Genomic DNA, 18354 nt, shown 5'->3' on the forward strand with positions numbered 1-18354 from the left:
GGGCCGGCACCCACCGGGTGGGGTCGGGCCCCGCCGTAGTTGCCTCCAGGGCCTAGCGGGGATCCTCGGCGAGGATCCCGGTGTCGTTGGCATTCGGGGTCTCCGTGCCGCGCAGCGATGCGCCGGCGGTTTCGACCATGTAACGCACGGCGATCAGACCCACGACCGCCGCAATCATCATGTAGACGGCCGGGAAGAGCACGAATCCGGTGCTGTCGATGACCGCCTCGTTGACAATGGCCGCGGTGCCACCGAGCAACGCAGTGGCCACGTTGTAGGTGATGGCGAAGCCGGCAAAGCGGACCTGGGAGGGGAACATCGCCGGGAAGGTGGCCGTGATCGTGGCCAGCTGCGGGAGGTACAACAGACCCAGTACCGCGAAGCCGATGATGGCCAGCCCGAAGTTCTGGCCGATGAGCCAGAACATCGGTACCGGGAAGATGATCAGACCGAGGGTGGAGGCATACCACATGGGCTTGCGACCCACCTTGTCGGAGAGGCCGCCAACGAACGGGATGACGCACATCATGGCCACCTCACCGAGGATGATGACGATCAGCGCCTGATTCGAATCCATTCCCAGCTGGCTTTCCAAATAGGTGGGCATGTAGGTGATCAAGGTGTAGTTCACCATGTTCAGGCAGGAGACCATGCCGAACATGACCAACATCGGGCGCCAGTATTGGGTGATCACGGCCTTGAGGCTGCCGCCCTCCTCCACCCCGCCGGTCTCCTCGAGCTCTTGGAACACCGGGGTGTCTTCGAGCTTATTACGCAGGTACAAACCGACCAGGCCCATCGGGAGGGCCAGCATGAACGGGATCCGCCAGCCCCAGGAATCCATGGCCGCCTCGGGAAGCACCAGTTGGAAAAGCAACATGACGGCAGCACCGAGGGCGAAGCCGCCCAGTGTGCCGAACTCCAGGAAGGAGCCGAAGAAACCGCGCTTCTTGTCCGGGGCGTATTCGGCCATGAAGGTCGCCGCGCCGCCGTACTCGCCGCCGGTGGAGAAACCCTGCACCAGGCGCAGCAGGATCAGCAGGATCGGAGCCAGGATCCCGACCATGTCGAACGTCGGGAGCACGCCGATGAGGAACGTGGCCCCGGACATCATGAGGATGGTCAGGGTCAGGACGGTTTTGCGTCCGAGCTTGTCGCCCAGCGGGCCCCAGATGATTCCACCCAGGGGGCGCACTACGAACGAGACGGCGAAGGTGGCCAACGCCAGGATCGTTCCGTACTCCCCGGGAAAGAAATGAGCGGTGATGTAGGTCACCGCCACCGCATATACGCCGTAGTCGAACCATTCGGTCAGGTTGCCCATGGCTGAAGCCGCGGTGGCCTTGTGGATCATCGAGCGTCCCTCGGCGGTGTCAAGATCCGGGCCGATGTCCTCGGAGTAGTCGATGGGGGCCTGCGCGGTGGCGTCGGGGGTGCCCTCCGTCGAGGGGGAGTCTGTGCTGTCGTTCGGTGGCATGGGTGCCTCCCAAAATTCTTCAGCTTTCGTCGACAGGGGCCGGTTCTGAGCGCCCAGGGCGGAGGGCCGGCGACGGTCCACGATCCGGTGTCGAGCATCGGAGTCTGTCAAAGGCATCCATATTACCGGCAGGTATAAAAGCGGTCAATTTCGTCATCAGGCCGGGGTGAGTTGACCGGTGGGATGCGGGGTGGGAATCTCTTAGTGAACGATTGGTCGGTAATTGTGTCCCGAGACGCATTCCACGGCCGGCAAAGATGCCTGAACAGAGGCCAACCGAAGAGGGGTTTTCATGTCCGAAGCATTCCTGGTGGGCGGAGCCCGCACTCCGGTCGGTCGTTATGGCGGGGCCCTGGCCTCCGTGCGTCCCGATGACCTGGCGGCGTTGACCGTCCGGGCCGCCGTCGAACGGGCCGGAGTCGATCCGGAGCTGGTGGACGAGGTCATCTTCGGCAACGCCAACGGGGCCGGGGAGGAGAACCGGAACATCGCCCGCATGGCCTGGCTGCTGGCCGGGTACCCCGATTCGGTCCCGGGGATCACCGTGAACCGGCTGTGCGCCTCGGGGATGTCCGCCATCACGATGGCCAGCCACATGATCAAGGCGGGGGCCGCCGACATCGTCGTCGCCGGTGGGGTCGAATCGATGTCCCGCGCCCCGTGGGTGATGGAGAAGCCCTCCAAGGCCTTCGCGAAGCCCGGCGCCACCTACGACACCTCGATCGGCTGGCGGTTCCCCAACCCGGCCTTCCTCTCCGGGGAGCTCTCCCGCGACGGGAAGACCACCTTCTCCATGCCCGAGACCGCCGAAGAGGTCGCCCGCGTCTTCGGCACCTCACGGGAGGATTGCGACGCCTTCGCCGTACGCTCCCACGAACGCGCCCTGGCAGCCATCGCCGCCGGCCGCTTCGCCGAGGAGATCGTTCCGGTCACCGTGACCGGGCGTAAGGGCGCCCGGACCATCGTCGATACCGATGAGGGGCCGCGCGCCGGGACCACCATGGAGGTCCTGTCCGGACTGCGCCCGGTGGTCAAGGGCGGTTCGGTCGTCACCGCAGGCAACGCCTCGACGCTCAACGACGGCGCCTCGGCGATCATCGTCGCCTCCGAGGCGGCCATCGAGAAATACGGGTTGACCCCGCGCGCCCGCATCCTCGACGGGGCCTCGGCCGGGGTGGCCCCGGAAATCATGGGGATGGGCCCGGTCCCCTCCTCCAGGAAGGTCCTCGAACGCACCGGGCATACCGTGGACGAGCTCGCCGCCGTGGAACTCAACGAGGCCTTCTCCTCCCAGTCCCTGGCCTCCATGCGCGAACTCGGCCTGGACCCCGACATCGTCAACAACGACGGCGGCGCCATCTCGCTGGGCCACCCCTTGGGCTCCTCCGGCTCCCGCATCGCCCTGACCTTGCTGGGCCGGCTGGACCGTGAAGCCTCCGCAGGGAACAAATTGGGACTGGCGACCATGTGCGTGGGCGTCGGCCAGGGAGCAGCCCTGCTCGTCGAGGGGGTCTAGTGGTGAGTGCACAAGACCTGGGTCCCCAGGAGCAGCACGACGGCGCAGCCGGGCTCGACGCCGCGGGCTTCGCCACGCTGATCGTCACCGAGGCAGCCGACCGGATCACCGTCCGGCTGCACCGCCCGGAGGTCCGCAACGCCATCGACCAGACGATGGTCGATGAACTCCATGCGGTCTGCAGCCATCTGGAGGCCTCCCCGAAGATCCTCATCCTTTCGGGGACCCCCTCGGATCCGGAGACCGGGGCCAAGGGCATCTTCGCCTCCGGCGCCGATATCGCCCAATTGCGCCAACGCCGCCGCGAAGACGCCCTGGCCGGGATCAACTCCTCGCTCTTCGAGCGGATCGCCCGGTTGCCGATGCCCGTCATTGCCGCCCTGGACGGTTACGCGCTCGGTGGGGGTGCCGAGCTGGCCTACGCCGCCGACTTCAGGATCGGCACCGAGGCCCTGCGGATGGGCAACCCCGAAACGAATCTGGGCATCATGGCAGCCGCCGGGGCCACCTGGCGGTTGAAGGAGCTCGTCGGGGAGCCGATGGCCAAACAGATCCTGCTCGCCGGGAAGGTGCTCACCGGAGAGGACTGCCTGAAGGTGGGTTTGATCGGCGAACTGGTCGGCTCGGCCGAACTGGGCGGTGCCGCCGAGGCGCTGGCGGACCGGATCGGCGCCCAGGACCCATTGGCGGTCAGGGTCACCAAGGCCGTGTTCCACACCCCGCGGGAAGCCCACCCGGTGATCGACACCCTGGCCCAGTCGATGCTCTTTGAGTCAGAAGCCAAATTCGACCGCATGCAGGCATTCCTCGACAGGAAGAAGAAGTAACGATGACCCCCAGCACCCCGGAAAAGAACACCGCCGTCCCGAGCGAGGCCGACGCCTCGACGTCCCTGCCCACCCGGGTCGGGGTCCTGGGCGGGGGCCGCATGGGCGCCGGCATCGCCCATGGCTTCCTCATCAAGGGAGCCGACGTGCTCATCGTCGAACGCGACGCACCCAGTGCCGAAGCCGCCCGGGAACGGGTCGCCACGGCCGTGGGCAAATCCATCGACCGCGGCCTGGCGGGAGCCGTCGAGGACCATCTGGCCCACCTGACGGTGAGCACCGACTACGCCGACTTCGGGGACCGCGAACTGGTCGTCGAAGCCGTCCCGGAGATCTGGGACCTGAAGGTCTCCTCGCTGCAGGCGGTAGAAGCCGAGCTGGGCTCCGAGGCCGTCTTGGCCTCGAACACCTCCTCGCTGTCCATGAGCGGCCTGGCCGGTCATCTGGCCCGTCCCGGGAGCTTCCTGGGGCTGCACTTCTTCAACCCGGTCCCGGCCTCGACCCTGCTCGAAGTCGTCATCGCCGAGCAGACCGCGCCGGCCCTGGTGGAGAAGGCCCGCGGCTGGGTGGCCGGTCTGGGCAAGACCGCCGTCGTCGTCAACGACGCCCCCGGCTTCGCCTCCTCCCGGCTGGGGGTCATGCTCGCCGTGGAGGCGATGCGCATGCTCGAGGAGGGCGTTGCCTCCGCCGAGGACATCGACAACGCCATGGTGCTCGGCTATAAACACCCCACCGGCCCGTTGAAGACCACGGACCTCGTGGGGCTGGACGTGCGGCTGGGGATCGCCGAATACCTGGCCGAGCAGCTCGGTGAACGCTTCGCCCCGCCGGCGATCCTGCGCCGGAAGGTCGAACGCGGGGACCTGGGCCGCAAAACCGGGCAGGGCTTCTACGACTGGAGCTGATCCGTGGGGCCCCTCCTGCCGGCGATGGGGGCGCATGGCAGGATGGGCCCATGAACGAGGTGAACTGGGAAGGCGCCGTCAACGCGCGGCGCGTGGCAGGACGGCTCTACCGGATGGGCCGCAGCGAATGGCTCACCGAACGCGGGTGGGCCCAGGCCCATGACGAAGGCATCCGCACGGTCATCGACCTGCGCAATGCCGACGAGCGTCGACGTCGGCCCACCGACCCCGCGGTCGAGCCCGGGGCGCTGGCGGGGATCACCGTGCTGCATTGCCCCACCGAGGACCAGGCCCATGAGGAATTCATGGCCGCGGCCGCCTCGGCAGACACCCCGTACCTCAGCGATCCGCGCTACTACCCGGCGAACCTGGAGCACTTCCCCCGGCTGGTGGCCGGCGTCTTCCGTGCCCTGGCGGCGGCCCGGGGCTCCGTCGTCGTGCATTGTTCCGCCGGCCGGGACCGGACGGGAATGATCATCTCCATGGCGCTGGCCCTGGTCGGCAGGCAGGATCTGATTCCCGGCCAATACGATGCCGGAGCGCGCGGAATCAACGAATGGCACCGGATCAGCCCGGTCAAACACCCCTATGAACGGCATTTGAGCGAGGAAGAGCTGGCCCCGGTCATTGCCGGACGCCAGCAGTCACTGGCCGAATTCGTCGACGGGATCGACGTCGAGGCCTTTCTGCTCGGGCAGGGGCTGACGGTCGCCGAGATCGATGCGGTGCGGGAACTGCTCGCGGGCTCCCGGGCCTGACCGCTGCCGGTCGGGGATCGGCGGGAGGACACATATCGTCCGATCCAACGATTTTTCGAATTCGACTTGCCAGAACCCGGGCCGGGGGAGTTGGCTGGTTGGCATGGCAAAAATCCTCGTCCTCGGTGGTACCCAGTGGCTGGGCCGAACCCTTGCGCTGCAGGCCGTCGAGGACGGGCACGATGTCGGGTGCTTGGCCCGTGGCAGTTCGGACGGCTTCCCCGAGGGGGTCCGCGAATTCCGGGTCGATCGTGAGGTCGAGGACGCCTACGCGGGGGCCGCGGCCGAACCCTGGGACCTCGTGGTGGAACTGACCTGCCGGCCCGCCCACGCCAAGGCGGCGGTGGAAGCCTTGTCCCCGCAAGCCGGACACTGGGTCTTCGTCTCCTCTTGCTCCGCCTACGCCGTCCACTCCCGGGCGGGGGCCGCCGAGGCCTCGAAGCTCCTGGTGGCCCAGGACTCCAGCCTGGGTTACAGCGACGAGAAGTTCGGCGAAGCCAAGGCCGGTTGCGAATGGCTCACCGTTGCCTCCCGTGGCAATGCGGCACTGCTGGTCCGTCCGGGACTGATCGGTGGCCCCGGGGACCCCACCGGCCGGTCCACCTACTGGCCCCTGCGGTTCGCCCGCGGGCAGGAGCCGGTCCTCGTCCCCGACGACGACGGCGAGGCCCGCTATGTCCAGATCGTCGACGTCCGCGATCTGGCGGCCTTCATCCTGCGCGCCGGGCTCGAGGCCCGCAACGGACCGGTCAATGTCGTCGGTGCCGAGATGCCGCTGGGTGACGTGATCGCCAGCGCCCAGAGTGCCGCGGGATACAGTGCCGCCGTCGTGCCCTACCCGTTGCACCGGATGCCGGACGACGCCGTCGCCCCCTGGTCGGGCCCCCGCTCGCTCCCGCTGATCCTGCCCGCCGGGACCGAATTCGCCGGCTTCGCCCGCCGGTCGGATCGCAGGGCCCTGAAGTGGGGGCTGGTGCGCCGTCCGTTGGCCGAGACGTTCTCCGATATCATCGCCGCGCACGACCCCACCGAGGAGCTGCGCTCGGGACTGAGCGCGGATCACGAGGCGGAGCTGATCAACCGACTGGGCTGAGTTGAATCATCGTCAGGTCCAGGCGGCGGCCAAAAGGTCGGCGAGCAACTCCTCGGGATCCTGGTCGAGTCCCCGGCTGGTGAACCAGGAGCAGACGTTCCGGCAATCCCTGGCCAGCAGATCGGCGCCCAGCGGGTTCGCGGCCAGATCGACCAGTTGTGGCAGGTCGATGATCACCAACCGGTTTCCGGAGACCAGGATGTTGTATGGGGAGAGGTCTCCATGGGCGTATCCCAGCGAGGCGAACCCGCCCATGGCCTCGACGAGCTGGTCGAAAAAGGACTGGAGCACAGGCCGCGTCGGCCGCAATTGCTGCAGTCTGGGGGCTGCGGCGTCGGGATGGTCGGGGTCGGTGATGAATTCCATGAGGATCTCGGTGCCATCCACCTGCACGGGGTAGGGGACCGGGATCCCGGCTTCGTGGGCCCGGACCAGGAAGTTCCATTCGGCGGCGGCCCACTGGGCCGCCTCGACCTGGCGGCCATAGGAGGAACCGTTCTTCAGTGCCCGCGCATCCCGGCTGCGCCGTACCGTGCGCCCCTCGGTATAGATGGTGGAGCGGCGGAAGGCGCGCTGTTCGGGGGGCCGGTACCTCTTGGCGGCCAGTAGGGACCGGCGGGTGTCGGTGGCGCGTTCGAGCAGGAAGACGTCTGCTTCCTTGCCGGTTTTCAGGATCCCGAGTTCGGTGTCGATGGCCCCGGCGTCCTCGATGATGAACCCCGGGCGGGGCGTGGGGCCGCGCATCAGTCGTTCCACGTTGTTCCAGGTGGACCAGCGTTGATTGGCGGCCAGGGAATCGTCGAGCATGTTCCATCCCGCGGGGCGTTCCTCGCCGGTGCCGTGTCCGGACGTCGCGGGCGTCAGTTTTTGGAAGGTGGTTTCCGGATCAGTAGCGGAATTCGAAGTCATGTAGGTGGTGGCTCCCGGGGAGGTGGTCGATGGAGGTCGGGGCGTGTGGGGCAACAAGGGTCGTCATGGCGGCCTCCCGGGAGTCGGTGATGGGCGGGACCCTGAGTCAACAACAGTGATCGAGGAAAGTCAATCACCTTCGGATCGACCGCGCCCCACTGGCCGTCATGTAGGCTGGGCCTCAAATACCGACCGATCGTTCAGGAAGGACTTGTCGACGATGACAACGCAGACCCCCGAGCTGGTACCCAGCTATATCCAGGACTCCTGGTGGACTCCCGAGGGCACTGACGGGGCCACGACGGTCCTGGACGCGAACACCGGCCAACAGCTGGCCCTGGTGAGCGCTGCTGGTCTCGATCTGGCCGAGGCCGTGGACCACGGCCGCTCCGTGGGGCACCGTGAGCTCGGGAAGCTGACGTTGCACGAGCGGGCCCTGCGGGTCAAGGAGATGGCCCAGTACCTCAACGAACGCCGCGAGGAACTCTACGACGTCTCCTACCGGACCGGCGCCACCAAGGTCGACAACATGGTCGATATCGACGGCGGAATCGGGGCCCTGTTCATCCTGTCCTCCAAGGGCCGTCGTGAGATGCCCAACTCCAACGTCGTCCAGGACGGCCCCGCCGAGCCGCTATCCCGTGACGGTTCGTTCCTCGGGGGCCATATCTTCACCCGCATCCCCGGGGTCGCCGCACAGATCAATGCCTTCAACTTCCCGGTCTGGGGCATGTTGGAGAAGTTTGCCCCCGCCTTCATCGCCGGTGTCCCCACCCTCGTCAAGCCCGCCACCCCGACCGGATACCTCTCCGAGGCCGTCGTGCGGATGCTGGTCGAATCCGGACTCCTGCCCGCCGGCTCCCTGCAACTGGTCTCCGGCTCCGCCCGCACCCTGCTGGACGTGCTCGACTACCGGGACATGGTCTCCTTCACCGGTTCGGCCTCGACCGCGGACGCCCTGAAATCCCATCCGAACGTCGTCTCCGGCGGCATCCGCTTCACCGCCGAAACGGACTCCCTCAACGCCGCGATCCTCGGCCCCGACGCAGTGGCCGGCACCCCCGAGTTCGAGGCCTTCATCAAATCCGTCACCACCGAGATGACTGTCAAGGCCGGCCAGAAGTGCACCGCCATCCGCCGCGCCATCGTCCCGGCGGGACTCGAAGACGACGTCGTGGCCGCCATCGGCGCCCGACTGACCCAGCGGGTGGTCGTGGGGGATCCGCGGGCCGAGGGGGTCACCATGGGGGCCCTGGCGTCGCTGGACCAACTGCGCGATGTCCGCGGCGCGGTCCAGGACATGCTGGCTGCCGGCGGCGAGATCGCCTACGGCACGTTGGATGCCCCCGTGGTCAGAACCGCTTCGGGGGAGGAACACGAGGTCGCCGAGGGCGCGTTCATGTCCCCTCTGCTGTTGACCTGGGCCGATGCGAAGGCGGAAGCAGTCCACTCGCTGGAGGCCTTCGGCCCGGTGGCCAGCGTGCTGGGCTACACGGACCTGGACGAGGCAGTGGAGCTCGCCGCCCGCGGCAGCGGCTCGCTGGTGGCCACGGTGTGCACCAACGACGGGGACGTTGCCCGTGACCTGACCATCGGGATCGCCGGCCACCATGGCCGGATCCACATCCTCAACCGCGAGACCGCCCGCACCTCCACCGGTCACGGGTCCCCGGTCCCGCATCTGGTCCATGGCGGGCCGGGCCGCGCCGGCGGCGGCGAGGAACTCGGCGGCGTCCGGTCCATCAAGCACCACATGCAGCGCTCCGCCATCCAGGGCTCCCCGAACCTGCTGACCGCCGTCACCGGCGTCTGGCATGCCGGAGCAGACCGGGTCATCGCCGGGGCCCCCGAATTCGGGGCCGTGGAAGGAGCCATCCACCCGTTCCGCAAATCATTGGCCGAGTTGCGGATCGGCGACGCCTTCGCCTCCCCGTTGCGTGAAGTCACCCTGGACGAGATCACCGCCTTCGCGAACACGACCGGCGATACCTTCTACGCCCATACCGATCAGGAGGCGGCGGCGGCCAACCCGTTCTTCCCCGGGGTCGTCGCCCACGGGTATCTGCTGGTGTCCTGGGCGGCGGGGCTCTTCGTCCAGCCGGCCCCGGGGCCGGTGCTGGCCAACTACGGGTTGGAGAACCTGCGGTTCATCACCCCCGTTCCGGCCGGGGACCGGGTCCGGGTCACGCTCACCGCCAAGCGGATCACCCCTCGGGTCACCGACGAGTATGGAGAGGTCGCCTGGGACGCCATCATCCACAACCAGGACGATGAGATCGTGGCGACCTATGACGTGCTGACCCTGGTGGAGAAGGAAGACACCATCTACCGGGACTGGTCGACGCGCGACTGAGGCCTCCGGGAACCTGCCGGCGGCGAGTGCCGCTGGCAGCTCATCCCAGATCCACCATCCGGTATCCCATCCCCCTGACGGTCTCGAAGCGTTCGGCGCCGAGCTTATTGCGCAGATACCTCACGTAGACGTCCACGATGTTCGATCCCGGATCGAAGTCGTAGCCCCAGACCCGGGAGAGCAGCTGTTCCCGGCTGAGGACCTGGCCCGGGTTGCGCAGGAACGTCTCGGCCAAGGCGAACTCGCGGGCCGACAGGTCGACTTCCCGGCCCTGGAGCAGGGCCCGGCGGCCCCGGCAATCCATCTCCAGGTCGCCATTGCTCAGCAGGGCGGGATCCGAGGTGCTGTTTTCGGGTTTCAAACGCAACCGCAGCCGGGCCAGCAATTCCTCGAAATGGAAGGGCTTGGCCATGTAGTCGTCCGCTCCGCTTTGCAGGCCGGTCACCGTGTCGTCGATGCTGCTGCGGGCGGTGAGGATGATCACCGGGGTCTGCAACCCGAAGGCCCGCAGGCGTTTGAGGACCTCGTATCCGTCGAGATCGGGCAGACCAAGATCCAGGATGATGGCCTCGAATTCCCCGTCGGTGGCCAACCGCAGACCTGCTTCGCCGGTATCGGCGACGCTGGGTTGCAAGCCCGCCGCCTTCAGGCCCTTGGCGACGAAGGATGAAATGCGCTGCTCATCTTCGATGATCAGGATCCGGCTCATGTCCGGTGTTCTCCTCTTGGACGGGAAGTGTGAGGGTGAAGATCGAACCGCGCCCCGGGGCGGAGTCCACTTCGACAATACCCCCGTGGGCGGCGGCAATGGCCGAAACGATGTTCAGGCCGAGCCCCGAGCCGAAGCTCCGGGTGCTGTTGCGGCCCCGGCCGAACCTCTCGAAGATCCGCTGCTGGTCGGTGGGCTCGATCCCCGTTCCCTGGTCGCGAACCCACAGCCGCAGCCGGTCGGTCCCGGGTCCGCCGACGGGACCGCCGTCGCGGATGATGGCCGAGCCGAGGCCGATCGCCGTCCCGGTGCCACTGAACTTCACGGCGTTGGCTGCCAGCTGCAGCACGGCCTGGGTCAAGCGCCGGGGGTCCACGGCGACGGACACGTCGGCGCGCTGGTCCACCTGCCAGTTCCGGTCACCGAGGCCGCGGGCCTTGTCCAGGAGCTCATCGAGCCAGGGACCCAGTTCCACGGGCCGGGGAACCACGAAATCGGGGCCATCCGATTTCGCCAGCGTGACCAGGTCGTCGATGAGCAGTGACATGCGGTCGAGTTCATCCACCGCGATGTCCCGGGACTGCATGACGTCCTGGGGGTCGTGGTCGTCCATCAGTTCCAGATGGCCCCGGATGATCGTCACCGGGGTGCGCAACTCGTGCCCGACGTCGTTGAGTAGTTGCCGTTGGGAGGTCAGTGCGGTTTCGAGCCGATCGAGCATGGCGTTGATGGTGAGGGTCAGATCGGCGAACTCGTCGTTCCCCACGGTATCGATGCGTTGGGAGAGATCGTTTTCCGAGATCTGCACGGCGGTCTCACGCAGGAGCCTGACCGGTAGGAGCATCCGTCCGACCATCAGCCAGCTGGCGATGCCCGCCAGGACCGTGACGCCGGCACCGACGGCGATGAAGAATTCGAAGCCGCGATCCAGGGCCCTGACCTCGGCGCCGTAGTCGTAGGCCAGCACGAGTCGGGCCGGTTCCTGGTCGGCGGCCAGCTGGACCGGGACGATCACGGCCCGGTAGGTGGTGGTGGAGGTCGTGACTGAGCTGAGGGCGATCCGGTGCGGTGGGCCGGTGGTCGCCGCCCAGTCCACGAATTCCTCGTCGTTCTCCAACCGGAGGTCGACCGTTTCGGGGGCCGTCCATTGCAGGTTCCCCTGGCTGAAGCTGACCATGCCCTCGGTGCGGGCCGGCAACGTCCGTTGCATGGCGATGTAGAGCAGGTCGTTCGCCTCGGTGAAGGCCTTGCCGGTTTCGGTATCCAGGCCCTGGGCCGCGAGGACCTGGAACTCACCGACGGTCCGGCGCAGGGAATCATCGATCCGGTCGTTCAGGGCCGACCGTTGCAGCAGATAGATCGTTGCCCCGGCGACCACCAGGGTGATGGTCACGATGGCGATCATCCCGATGAGGACGCGGGATCTGACCGACCAGCCCCCACGGGCCGGGCTAATCCTCCTCATCGTCATCATCCTCGTCGTCATCGTCATCGTCATCATCGTCATCATCGTCATCATCGTCGTCATCGTCGTCCGCGGGGGACGGGGGAAGCGGCGCGACGGGGGCCTTGGTCTGGGGCGGGACGCGCGTCTTCGCCGGGGCTGCCGGTGCGCTGGAGGGACTCGCCTCCGCGGAGGAGGAGTCGGCGGGCGGGGAGGAAGCCGGCGACGATACGGGCCATTCGGTCGCGTTGATCGGCGGACTATAGGAGGCCTTGTCGCCGGAGCCGGGGGCGTTCAGGTTCCCCGGCAGTGCCGGCAGCGTTCCGTTGTCGACGACGAGGCCGGGGCCCACATCCTGATCGTGCGGGGTGGTCAGCGCCCGGGCAGCAGCAAAGGCGCCGACCACCATCGCCAGCAGAATCACGATGGCGGCGGTCAGATTCACGAACCGTCTCATGCCCCTAGTGTTCCTCCTTCGGATGAGCCGCAGATGAGAGGCTTCCTAGTATGCCTTGACGCGTTGCTCGACGATGAGATGGATCAGGGCGAAGCGTCCCTCGTCGTCGATCGCGGCCAGTGCCGCCTGAAGCGCCGCGGGGATCTCGTCGTCGTCCTGGACGCGGATGCCGAATCCGCCGAAGGCGGTGGCCAGTTCCTGGCCGTTCATGAGGAACTCCCCGTCCCCGGCGATGCTCACCACGCGACGGCCGGGGTGGGCGAGGGAGGCGGCGACGGCCGAAGGGATGGAATAGCCCATCGACCCGTTGCGGGCGCTGATCATGGAGGCATAGCCGTTGGTGGGGAAGTAGCGGTGTGCCCAGTTGGTGTGTTCCCCGGCGCCGAAGGTGACCATGGCGTCACGGGGCAGCGTGGGAACCAGTTGGGCCATCAGGGTGGACATCCGGGCCGGTCCGTCCCCGGGGCCGTTCTCGGGTAAGGCGGCGAACTTCTCTTGTTCGGCGCGCATCCGGGTGGTCCATTCACGCCAGGAATCCTTCACGGGCAGTTCCATGCGGACCAGGTCACGAATGAAGACATCGGGTTTGGCCACGATCTGATGCGATACCGGGCCCGAACGCCCGCGCAGGGACGGATCGATGGTCACCAGGAAGTTCTTCTTCTCCCAGTTCTGCCGGACCGCGAAGCCATCGGTGATGACGTCGCCGGGGACGGTGCCCACGAAGATGAGCAGGTCGGTCTCCTCGAGCAGGTCGTAGGTGGGTTTGGGGCGTCCGTAACCGATGGGCCCCACATACGAGGGCGACGTGAAGGGGACGGTACCTTCGCAGCGCCATTCCGCGGCAGCCGGAAGGTCGTGCTCTTCGAGCCAGGTGGTGAATTCCCGGGCGCCCTCGGCCGTCCAGTCGTTGCCTCCGAAAACGAATAATGGTTTCTCGGACTCGTTCAGGGCCCCGTTCAGTGCCTTCCAATCGGTGACGGTCATGCCTCCGGAGGCGACCGGGATCCGCGGGTGCAGTTCCGCGGGGACGGGACGGGTGATGATGTCCTCGGGCAGGCCGACGACCACCGGCCCCGGGCGCCCGGACATGGCGGCGAACATCGCCTCGGCGACGACCTCCGAGGCGCGTTCCGCGTGGTCGAGGATCATAACGCGTTTGGCGCCGGTACCGAACCAGGCCTTGGGATCGAATTCCTGGAAGGCCTCCTTTTCCCGGTGCTCGAAGGGGATGAGCCCGACGAAGAGGACCATCGGGGTGGAATCCTGCCAGGCGGTATGCAGGCCCACGTGGGCATTGGCCGCCCCGGGGCCACGGGTGACCATCGCGATGCCCGGCCGCGGGTTCATCTTGCCGTCGGCCTCGGCCATGTAGGCGGCCCCGCCTTCGTGGCGGCAGACCACCGTGTCGATGGGGGAGTCGTGCAACCCGTCCAGGACATCGAGGTAGCTTTCGCCGGGGACGAGGTAGGCCCGCTCCACTCCGTGGGCGACCAGGGTCTCAACGATCAGATGGCCGGCGGTCGTGGTGCCGGTTGCAGCCGACCCCCGGGCCGGGGTGGGATCGGCTGCGGTGGATGCGTGCGGGGTGGTTGTCATGGGTGACCTTTTTCGCCGTTGAATGAACCGTCACTGGGGACACGGGCTCCGGGAAGGAGCCGAAGCGTCCGTGCGTGCCGACAGCTAAGTTACCGGACAGTAGCTTCTGGTCCCAGAAACACCGACATGGCATCGTCATGAAACAGGGGTCCCGGCGGCGGCTGTCCGTCCGTAGGATGGGGAGCATGACCCAGAGTTCCCACACCGTCACGGGCCGGGTGGCCGTCCTGCGCCCCTGGACTTTCAGCGACCGTGACATCGCCTCGGTGATCCGGGCCCACGCCGCACCCGACATGGCCGGACAGTCGGCGCGGCCCATCACCGATGCCGCTGGGGCCCGGACCTGGCTGGACGTCATGGTCCCGCGCGCCGAGGTCCGGGAACCGACCGCCGAGGAGGCCCAGGACCAGGGGCCGGATCCGGTCACGTTGCAGGCACTGGCCATCGACGTGGACGGCGTGGCCGTCGGACACGTCATGGTGTCCGGGATGGAATGGCGGCACCAGACCGGTTGGGTGTCCTATTGGGTCGAGCCCTCGGCCCGTGGCCAGAGGCTGGCCTCCGCCGCGGTGGCGGCACTCGCCGGCACGTGTTTCAGGACGTGGGGCCTGTATCGGCTGGAGTTGGGGCACCGGCTGAACAACCCGGCCTCCGGCGCCGTCGCCGCGGCTGCGGGATTCATCCGGGAGGGCGTCGAACGCCAGAAGCTGCGCTACCAGGACGACGGCGGGGCCTGGGAGCGTTTTGATACCGCGCTCTGGGCCCGGCTGGCCACGGACCCGTCCCCTGAGACCGTCCCCCTGGACATCCTGCCGGGGTGAGGCCCGCCGGCCAGGGGAAAGGGGTTCAACCGTCCGTGGCCTGCAGTCCCGAGGTGGCGAAGATCCGGTCGGAGATGGCCCGGATGGTGTCTTCCTTGCGGCGGTTGTAGTCCATGACGACGCCGCCGGCGGCCATGGTTGCCGCCGCCGCGGAGCGTTTGGCCTCGACATACAGATCCCGGTCCCCGGGGTGGACGCGCAACCAGTCGCGAAAGAGCCTGTGGCGGATCGTTTCGGGGCAGTCGGGGCCGAAGACGTGCACGTTGGCCTCCGGGGTCTCGAGCCGAAAGCACCGGTGCCCATGCCAGTCCGGCTCGCGGACGACCAGGGTGAACCCCGCACCCTCCAACGCCTCGCGGTAGGAGGATTCGTCGGCAGGATCGGCGACGGTGACATCGATGTCGATGACCGGTTTGGCCGGCAGCCCGGAAACCGCGGTGGACCCGACATGCTCCACCGCCAGGGCCGTGGGGCCAAGCGCCGCGCGGAGACGTGCGGCTATGAGTTCAAAGGTGGCGGGCCACAGGGGATCAGGCTCCGCGATGACGATGGGACGTGGAACGGGAGGGCCGGTGACCCACACGCCGGGATCCGGTTCCTCATCATGATGGTTCATGATTTCTTCGTCGGTGGCCATGGATCGACAGGCTACTACGCCGCGGTGGCGACGGGAACCGACTGCTGTCAGGCCTCCTGGTAGGGGCTCGGCGGGTATTCCACGGTGTCGTCCTGGACGGCCTCGGCCGGGAGTTGACGCCAGGCCCACCAGCCGAAGAGCGAGGCACCGAACTGCAGGACAAGCACCCCGAGCGTGGCGAAGGCCGGCTGGTTGCCGAAGTAGACGGCCACCTGGGCGACGGCCGATGCCGCCACCACGAGCCAGGCCCACCGGAAGCCGTTGGCCACCCCCACCAGGCCGGCGGGAACCAAGGCAGAAAAGACCAGGGTCAACCAGAAACTGATTTGGATGCTGCCCAGGATCTGCCCGCTGAAGATCGTGGGAAGGGCCGAGGCGAAGGCGATGAGCAGGGTGATGACGAAACCCCAGACCAGGGAGGAGGCCGTGAACGACCTGACCTCGACGGCTCGGCCGAACTTCCCCTGCAGGCGGTACTTGCTGAAACGCCATAGACCGTAGATCGGGACCAGCAGATAGGGGACGGCCTTGAAGAAGCCGTCGTAACCGAATTGCAGGGCGATGACCATCGGACCGGCGAACACGGCGATGATCTGGAACCACCAGCCGAGGTCGTTGCGGCGGGCCAGCAACAGCAAGGCGATCCCGGTCAGCAGCACACCCAGCGCGTCGAGCGCGAGGATCGTTGCCTCGGCGGTGCCAGCGGTCTGGTTGAAGAGGGTCTGGAAGAGCTGGTCCACGAAGAATGCCTATCGAACGGATGGGAGCAGGCGTGGGCGGGGAGCCACACGGAGGGAACCCCACGATGGTACCGCCGGAACGTGGCCGCATTCGAATCCACGCCGGGAGCGATCCGGGGCCGGGCGAGGGCAGGAATCAGGGGCGAAGGCCGTCGAGCATCATCGCGATTGCGTTGTCCTCGACCTGCTCGGGAGTCGAAGGGCCATCGGTGCGGTACCACTCCACGAGCGAGTTGATCGTCCCGAACAACAGGCGCGTGGTGGTGCGCGGGTCGATGTCCTGACGTAGCGTGCCCTCCTGCTGGGCATCGATCACCAACCGGGCCAGACGCCGGTCCACGGCACGCCGGCGTTCCAGCGCCAGACGTTCGATCTCGGTGTTCCCGCGCAGTCGCAGCAGCAGGGTCACATAGGACTGGCGTTCGATCAGCACCCTGATGGTCGAACGCAGGATGAACTCGAGACGCTGCCCGGCGGTGCCGTTGGAGGCGCGGGGATCCTGATCCAGGGCCTCCAGCGGCACCAGGGCCTCGTCCAGGGCCCGGTCCAACAAGTCTCCCTTGGAGGGGACATGGTGGTAGATCGCCGATTTGCTGATGCCCAGATGGTCCGCCAGCGTCCCCATGGACGTCGCATCGTAGCCGTATCTGTTGAAGACCTGGACGGCGATGGACAAGACGGAGTCCTGGTCGTGGCCGGGGCGGCCGCGTTTGGCCCCGGAGGGTCTGCTGGCGGTGGTGGGCATGCCGACGATCCTACTTGTTGCGCAGGTCGTAGATGCGCCGCAGCTTGCCGACCGAACGTGGCAGGGACTCGGGGTCCACCACGTCGACGCGGCAACTGGAGCCGACATGGATCTTGATGAGCTTCTGCAGTTCGCGGCTGGCCTCGATGGCCCGGTCCGAGGTGCAGTCCACCCGGCGTTCGATCTTCACGGCGAGCTCGTCCATCCGGCCCGGACGGGTGATTTCGAGCTGGAAGTGGGGTGAGAGTCCACCGACCTTCAACGCGATCTCCTCGATCTGGCTGGGGAAGAGGTTCACCCCGCGCAGGATGATCATGTCATCACTGCGCCCGGTGATCCGGCCCATGCGACGGTGCCCGGGACGCGCGGTGCCCGGCAACAGGCGGGTCAGGTCATGGGTGCGGTAGCGGATGATCGGCAGCGCCTGCTTCGTCAGGGACGTGAAGACCAGCTCGCCGTGTTCGCCGTCGCGCAGGACCTGGGACGGGTCGAAGGCATCGATGATCTCCGGACGGAAATGGTCCTCCCAGATGTGGCTGCCGTCCTTGGTCTCACCTGATTCGCCGGCCATCCCCGGGCCCATGACCTCGGAGAGGCCGTAGATGTCGCAGGCATCGATATCGAACATGACCTCGAGCTCATGGCGCATCTCCTCGGTCCATGGCTCGGCGCCGAGGACGGCGACCTTCAGCGAGGTGGACCGCGGATCGATGCCCTTGCGCTGCATGGCGTCACCGATGGTCAGCAGATAGGTGGGGGTGCACAGGATGGCTTCGGGGGCGAAGTCGTTGATCAGCGTGATCTGCTTCTCGGTCTGGCCGCCGGACATCGGGATCACCGTGGTGCCCAGCCGTTCGGCCGCCGCGTGGGCGCCGAGTCCGCCGGTGAACAACCCGTAGCCGTAGGCATTATGGACCTTCCACCCCGGTTTGACCCCCGAGAGGCGCAGGCAGCGGGCGCCGAGCTTGGCCCAGTCGTCCAGATCGGTCTGGGTGTAGCCGACCACGGTGGCCCGCCCGGTGGTTCCCGAGGAGGCGTGGATCCGCGCGACCTCGTGCTGCGGGACGGCGAACATCCCGAACGGGTAGGTCTTGCGCAGGTCCTCCTTGTCGGTGAAGGGGAACTTGGCCAGGTCGGAGAGTTCCTTCAGATCCGTGGGGTGGACCCCTGCGGCGTCGTACTTCTCCTTATAGAGCGGGACGCGGTCATAGGCGTAGGCCACGGTCTCCTGCAACCGGGTGAGCTGGAGGGACTCGATCTGGTCCCGGCTCATCGTCTCTTCGGCATCGAGCGGGTTGGGGAGTTCGGTTTCTGGGACTGTATGCGTCATTGCTGGCCCTTTGGTGATAGCTGGGTGGGGTGGA

General features: G+C 67.3%; 17 protein-coding genes. 7 read left to right on the forward strand and 10 right to left on the reverse strand.

What is annotated here, in order from left to right:
- Window positions 1–52 precede the first annotated feature (52 nt).
- Complete coding sequence (locus ACT3UE_RS04470) at window positions 53–1477, reverse strand: MFS transporter (protein ID WP_444553350.1); 1425 nt, start codon at window positions 1475–1477, stop codon at window positions 53–55.
- A 292-nt stretch (window positions 1478–1769) separates the two neighbouring features.
- On the opposite strand from ACT3UE_RS04470, the gene ACT3UE_RS04475 reads away from it, so the two are divergent.
- From ACT3UE_RS04475 to ACT3UE_RS04495, 5 genes are all read left to right on the forward strand, one after another.
- Window positions 1770–2993 (forward strand): acetyl-CoA C-acyltransferase, encoded by a 1224-nt coding sequence (locus ACT3UE_RS04475; protein WP_443382424.1) that lies wholly within the window; start codon window positions 1770–1772, stop codon window positions 2991–2993.
- A gap of 17 nt (window positions 2994–3010) precedes the next feature.
- Window positions 3011–3820, forward strand: coding sequence for an enoyl-CoA hydratase/isomerase family protein (locus ACT3UE_RS04480; RefSeq protein WP_444553424.1), 810 nt, complete (start codon window positions 3011–3013; stop codon window positions 3818–3820).
- A gap of 2 nt (window positions 3821–3822) precedes the next feature.
- Window positions 3823–4725, forward strand: coding sequence for a 3-hydroxyacyl-CoA dehydrogenase family protein (locus ACT3UE_RS04485; RefSeq protein WP_444566303.1), 903 nt, complete (start codon window positions 3823–3825; stop codon window positions 4723–4725).
- Between the two features lie 50 nt (window positions 4726–4775).
- Window positions 4776–5483: a tyrosine-protein phosphatase gene (locus ACT3UE_RS04490; protein ID WP_444566304.1), complete on the forward strand. Its 708-nt coding sequence runs from the start codon at window positions 4776–4778 to the stop codon at window positions 5481–5483.
- A 103-nt stretch (window positions 5484–5586) separates the two neighbouring features.
- On the forward strand, window positions 5587–6576 hold the full coding sequence (locus tag ACT3UE_RS04495) for an NAD-dependent epimerase/dehydratase family protein (RefSeq protein WP_443382430.1): 990 nt from the start codon (window positions 5587–5589) through the stop codon (window positions 6574–6576).
- A gap of 12 nt (window positions 6577–6588) precedes the next feature.
- Here the strand turns inward: ACT3UE_RS04495 and ACT3UE_RS04500 are convergent, their stop codons facing one another.
- Entirely contained in the window at window positions 6589–7485 is an 897-nt protein-coding gene (locus ACT3UE_RS04500; protein WP_443382432.1) for a serine protein kinase RIO, read from the reverse strand.
- Between the two features lie 220 nt (window positions 7486–7705).
- Here ACT3UE_RS04500 and paaZ point away from each other — a divergent pair, with 220 nt between their 5' ends.
- The gene (paaZ, locus tag ACT3UE_RS04505; RefSeq protein WP_443382434.1) at window positions 7706–9838 is read left to right on the forward strand and encodes a phenylacetic acid degradation bifunctional protein PaaZ; all 2133 of its coding nucleotides are present in this window, start codon (window positions 7706–7708) and stop codon (window positions 9836–9838) included.
- A gap of 40 nt (window positions 9839–9878) precedes the next feature.
- On the opposite strand, the gene ACT3UE_RS04510 is transcribed toward paaZ, so the two are convergent.
- Genes ACT3UE_RS04510 through ACT3UE_RS04525 form a run of 4 tightly spaced genes read right to left on the reverse strand, consistent with a single transcriptional unit; the run spans window position 9879 to window position 14047 of the window.
- Window positions 9879–10547 carry a response regulator transcription factor gene (locus ACT3UE_RS04510; protein ID WP_443382436.1) on the reverse strand — a complete coding sequence of 223 codons (669 nt, stop codon included), beginning with the start codon at window positions 10545–10547 and terminating at the stop codon, window positions 9879–9881.
- Window positions 10519–12012 carry a sensor histidine kinase gene (locus ACT3UE_RS04515; protein WP_443382438.1) on the reverse strand — a complete coding sequence of 498 codons (1494 nt, stop codon included), beginning with the start codon at window positions 12010–12012 and terminating at the stop codon, window positions 10519–10521. Before ACT3UE_RS04515 ends, ACT3UE_RS04510 begins: the two co-directional genes overlap by 29 nt.
- Complete coding sequence (locus ACT3UE_RS04520; protein WP_444566305.1) at window positions 11999–12448, reverse strand: hypothetical protein; 450 nt, start codon at window positions 12446–12448, stop codon at window positions 11999–12001. Before ACT3UE_RS04520 ends, ACT3UE_RS04515 begins: the two co-directional genes overlap by 14 nt.
- Window positions 12449–12493: 45 nt before the next feature.
- A complete protein-coding gene (locus ACT3UE_RS04525) occupies window positions 12494–14047 on the reverse strand; it encodes a thiamine pyrophosphate-binding protein (RefSeq protein WP_444553348.1) in 1554 nt (517 codons plus the stop codon).
- A 185-nt stretch (window positions 14048–14232) separates the two neighbouring features.
- Between ACT3UE_RS04525 and ACT3UE_RS04530 the strand changes: the two genes are divergently transcribed.
- The gene (locus tag ACT3UE_RS04530) at window positions 14233–14868 is read left to right on the forward strand and encodes a GNAT family N-acetyltransferase (protein ID WP_443382444.1); all 636 of its coding nucleotides are present in this window, start codon (window positions 14233–14235) and stop codon (window positions 14866–14868) included.
- A 25-nt stretch (window positions 14869–14893) separates the two neighbouring features.
- Here ACT3UE_RS04530 and ACT3UE_RS04535 read toward each other — a convergent pair whose 3' ends face one another.
- The 4 genes from ACT3UE_RS04535 to ACT3UE_RS04550 all read right to left on the reverse strand — a co-directional run bounded on the left by ACT3UE_RS04535 (window position 14894) and on the right by ACT3UE_RS04550 (window position 18320).
- Window positions 14894–15505, reverse strand: coding sequence for a GrpB family protein (locus ACT3UE_RS04535; protein ID WP_443382446.1), 612 nt, complete (start codon window positions 15503–15505; stop codon window positions 14894–14896).
- Between the two features lie 47 nt (window positions 15506–15552).
- The gene (locus ACT3UE_RS04540; protein WP_443382448.1) at window positions 15553–16245 is read right to left on the reverse strand and encodes a nicotinamide mononucleotide transporter; all 693 of its coding nucleotides are present in this window, start codon (window positions 16243–16245) and stop codon (window positions 15553–15555) included.
- A gap of 136 nt (window positions 16246–16381) precedes the next feature.
- On the reverse strand, window positions 16382–16990 hold the full coding sequence (locus ACT3UE_RS04545; protein WP_443382450.1) for a TetR/AcrR family transcriptional regulator: 609 nt from the start codon (window positions 16988–16990) through the stop codon (window positions 16382–16384).
- Window positions 16991–17000: 10 nt separating this feature from the next.
- Window positions 17001–18320, reverse strand: a complete 1320-nt coding sequence (locus ACT3UE_RS04550) for an AMP-binding protein (RefSeq protein WP_443382452.1) — start codon at window positions 18318–18320, stop codon at window positions 17001–17003.
- Window positions 18321–18354 lie beyond the last annotated feature (34 nt).

The organism is Arthrobacter sp. 179, assembly GCF_052379645.1.
Lineage (GTDB): Bacteria > Actinomycetota > Actinomycetes > Actinomycetales > Micrococcaceae > Arthrobacter_H.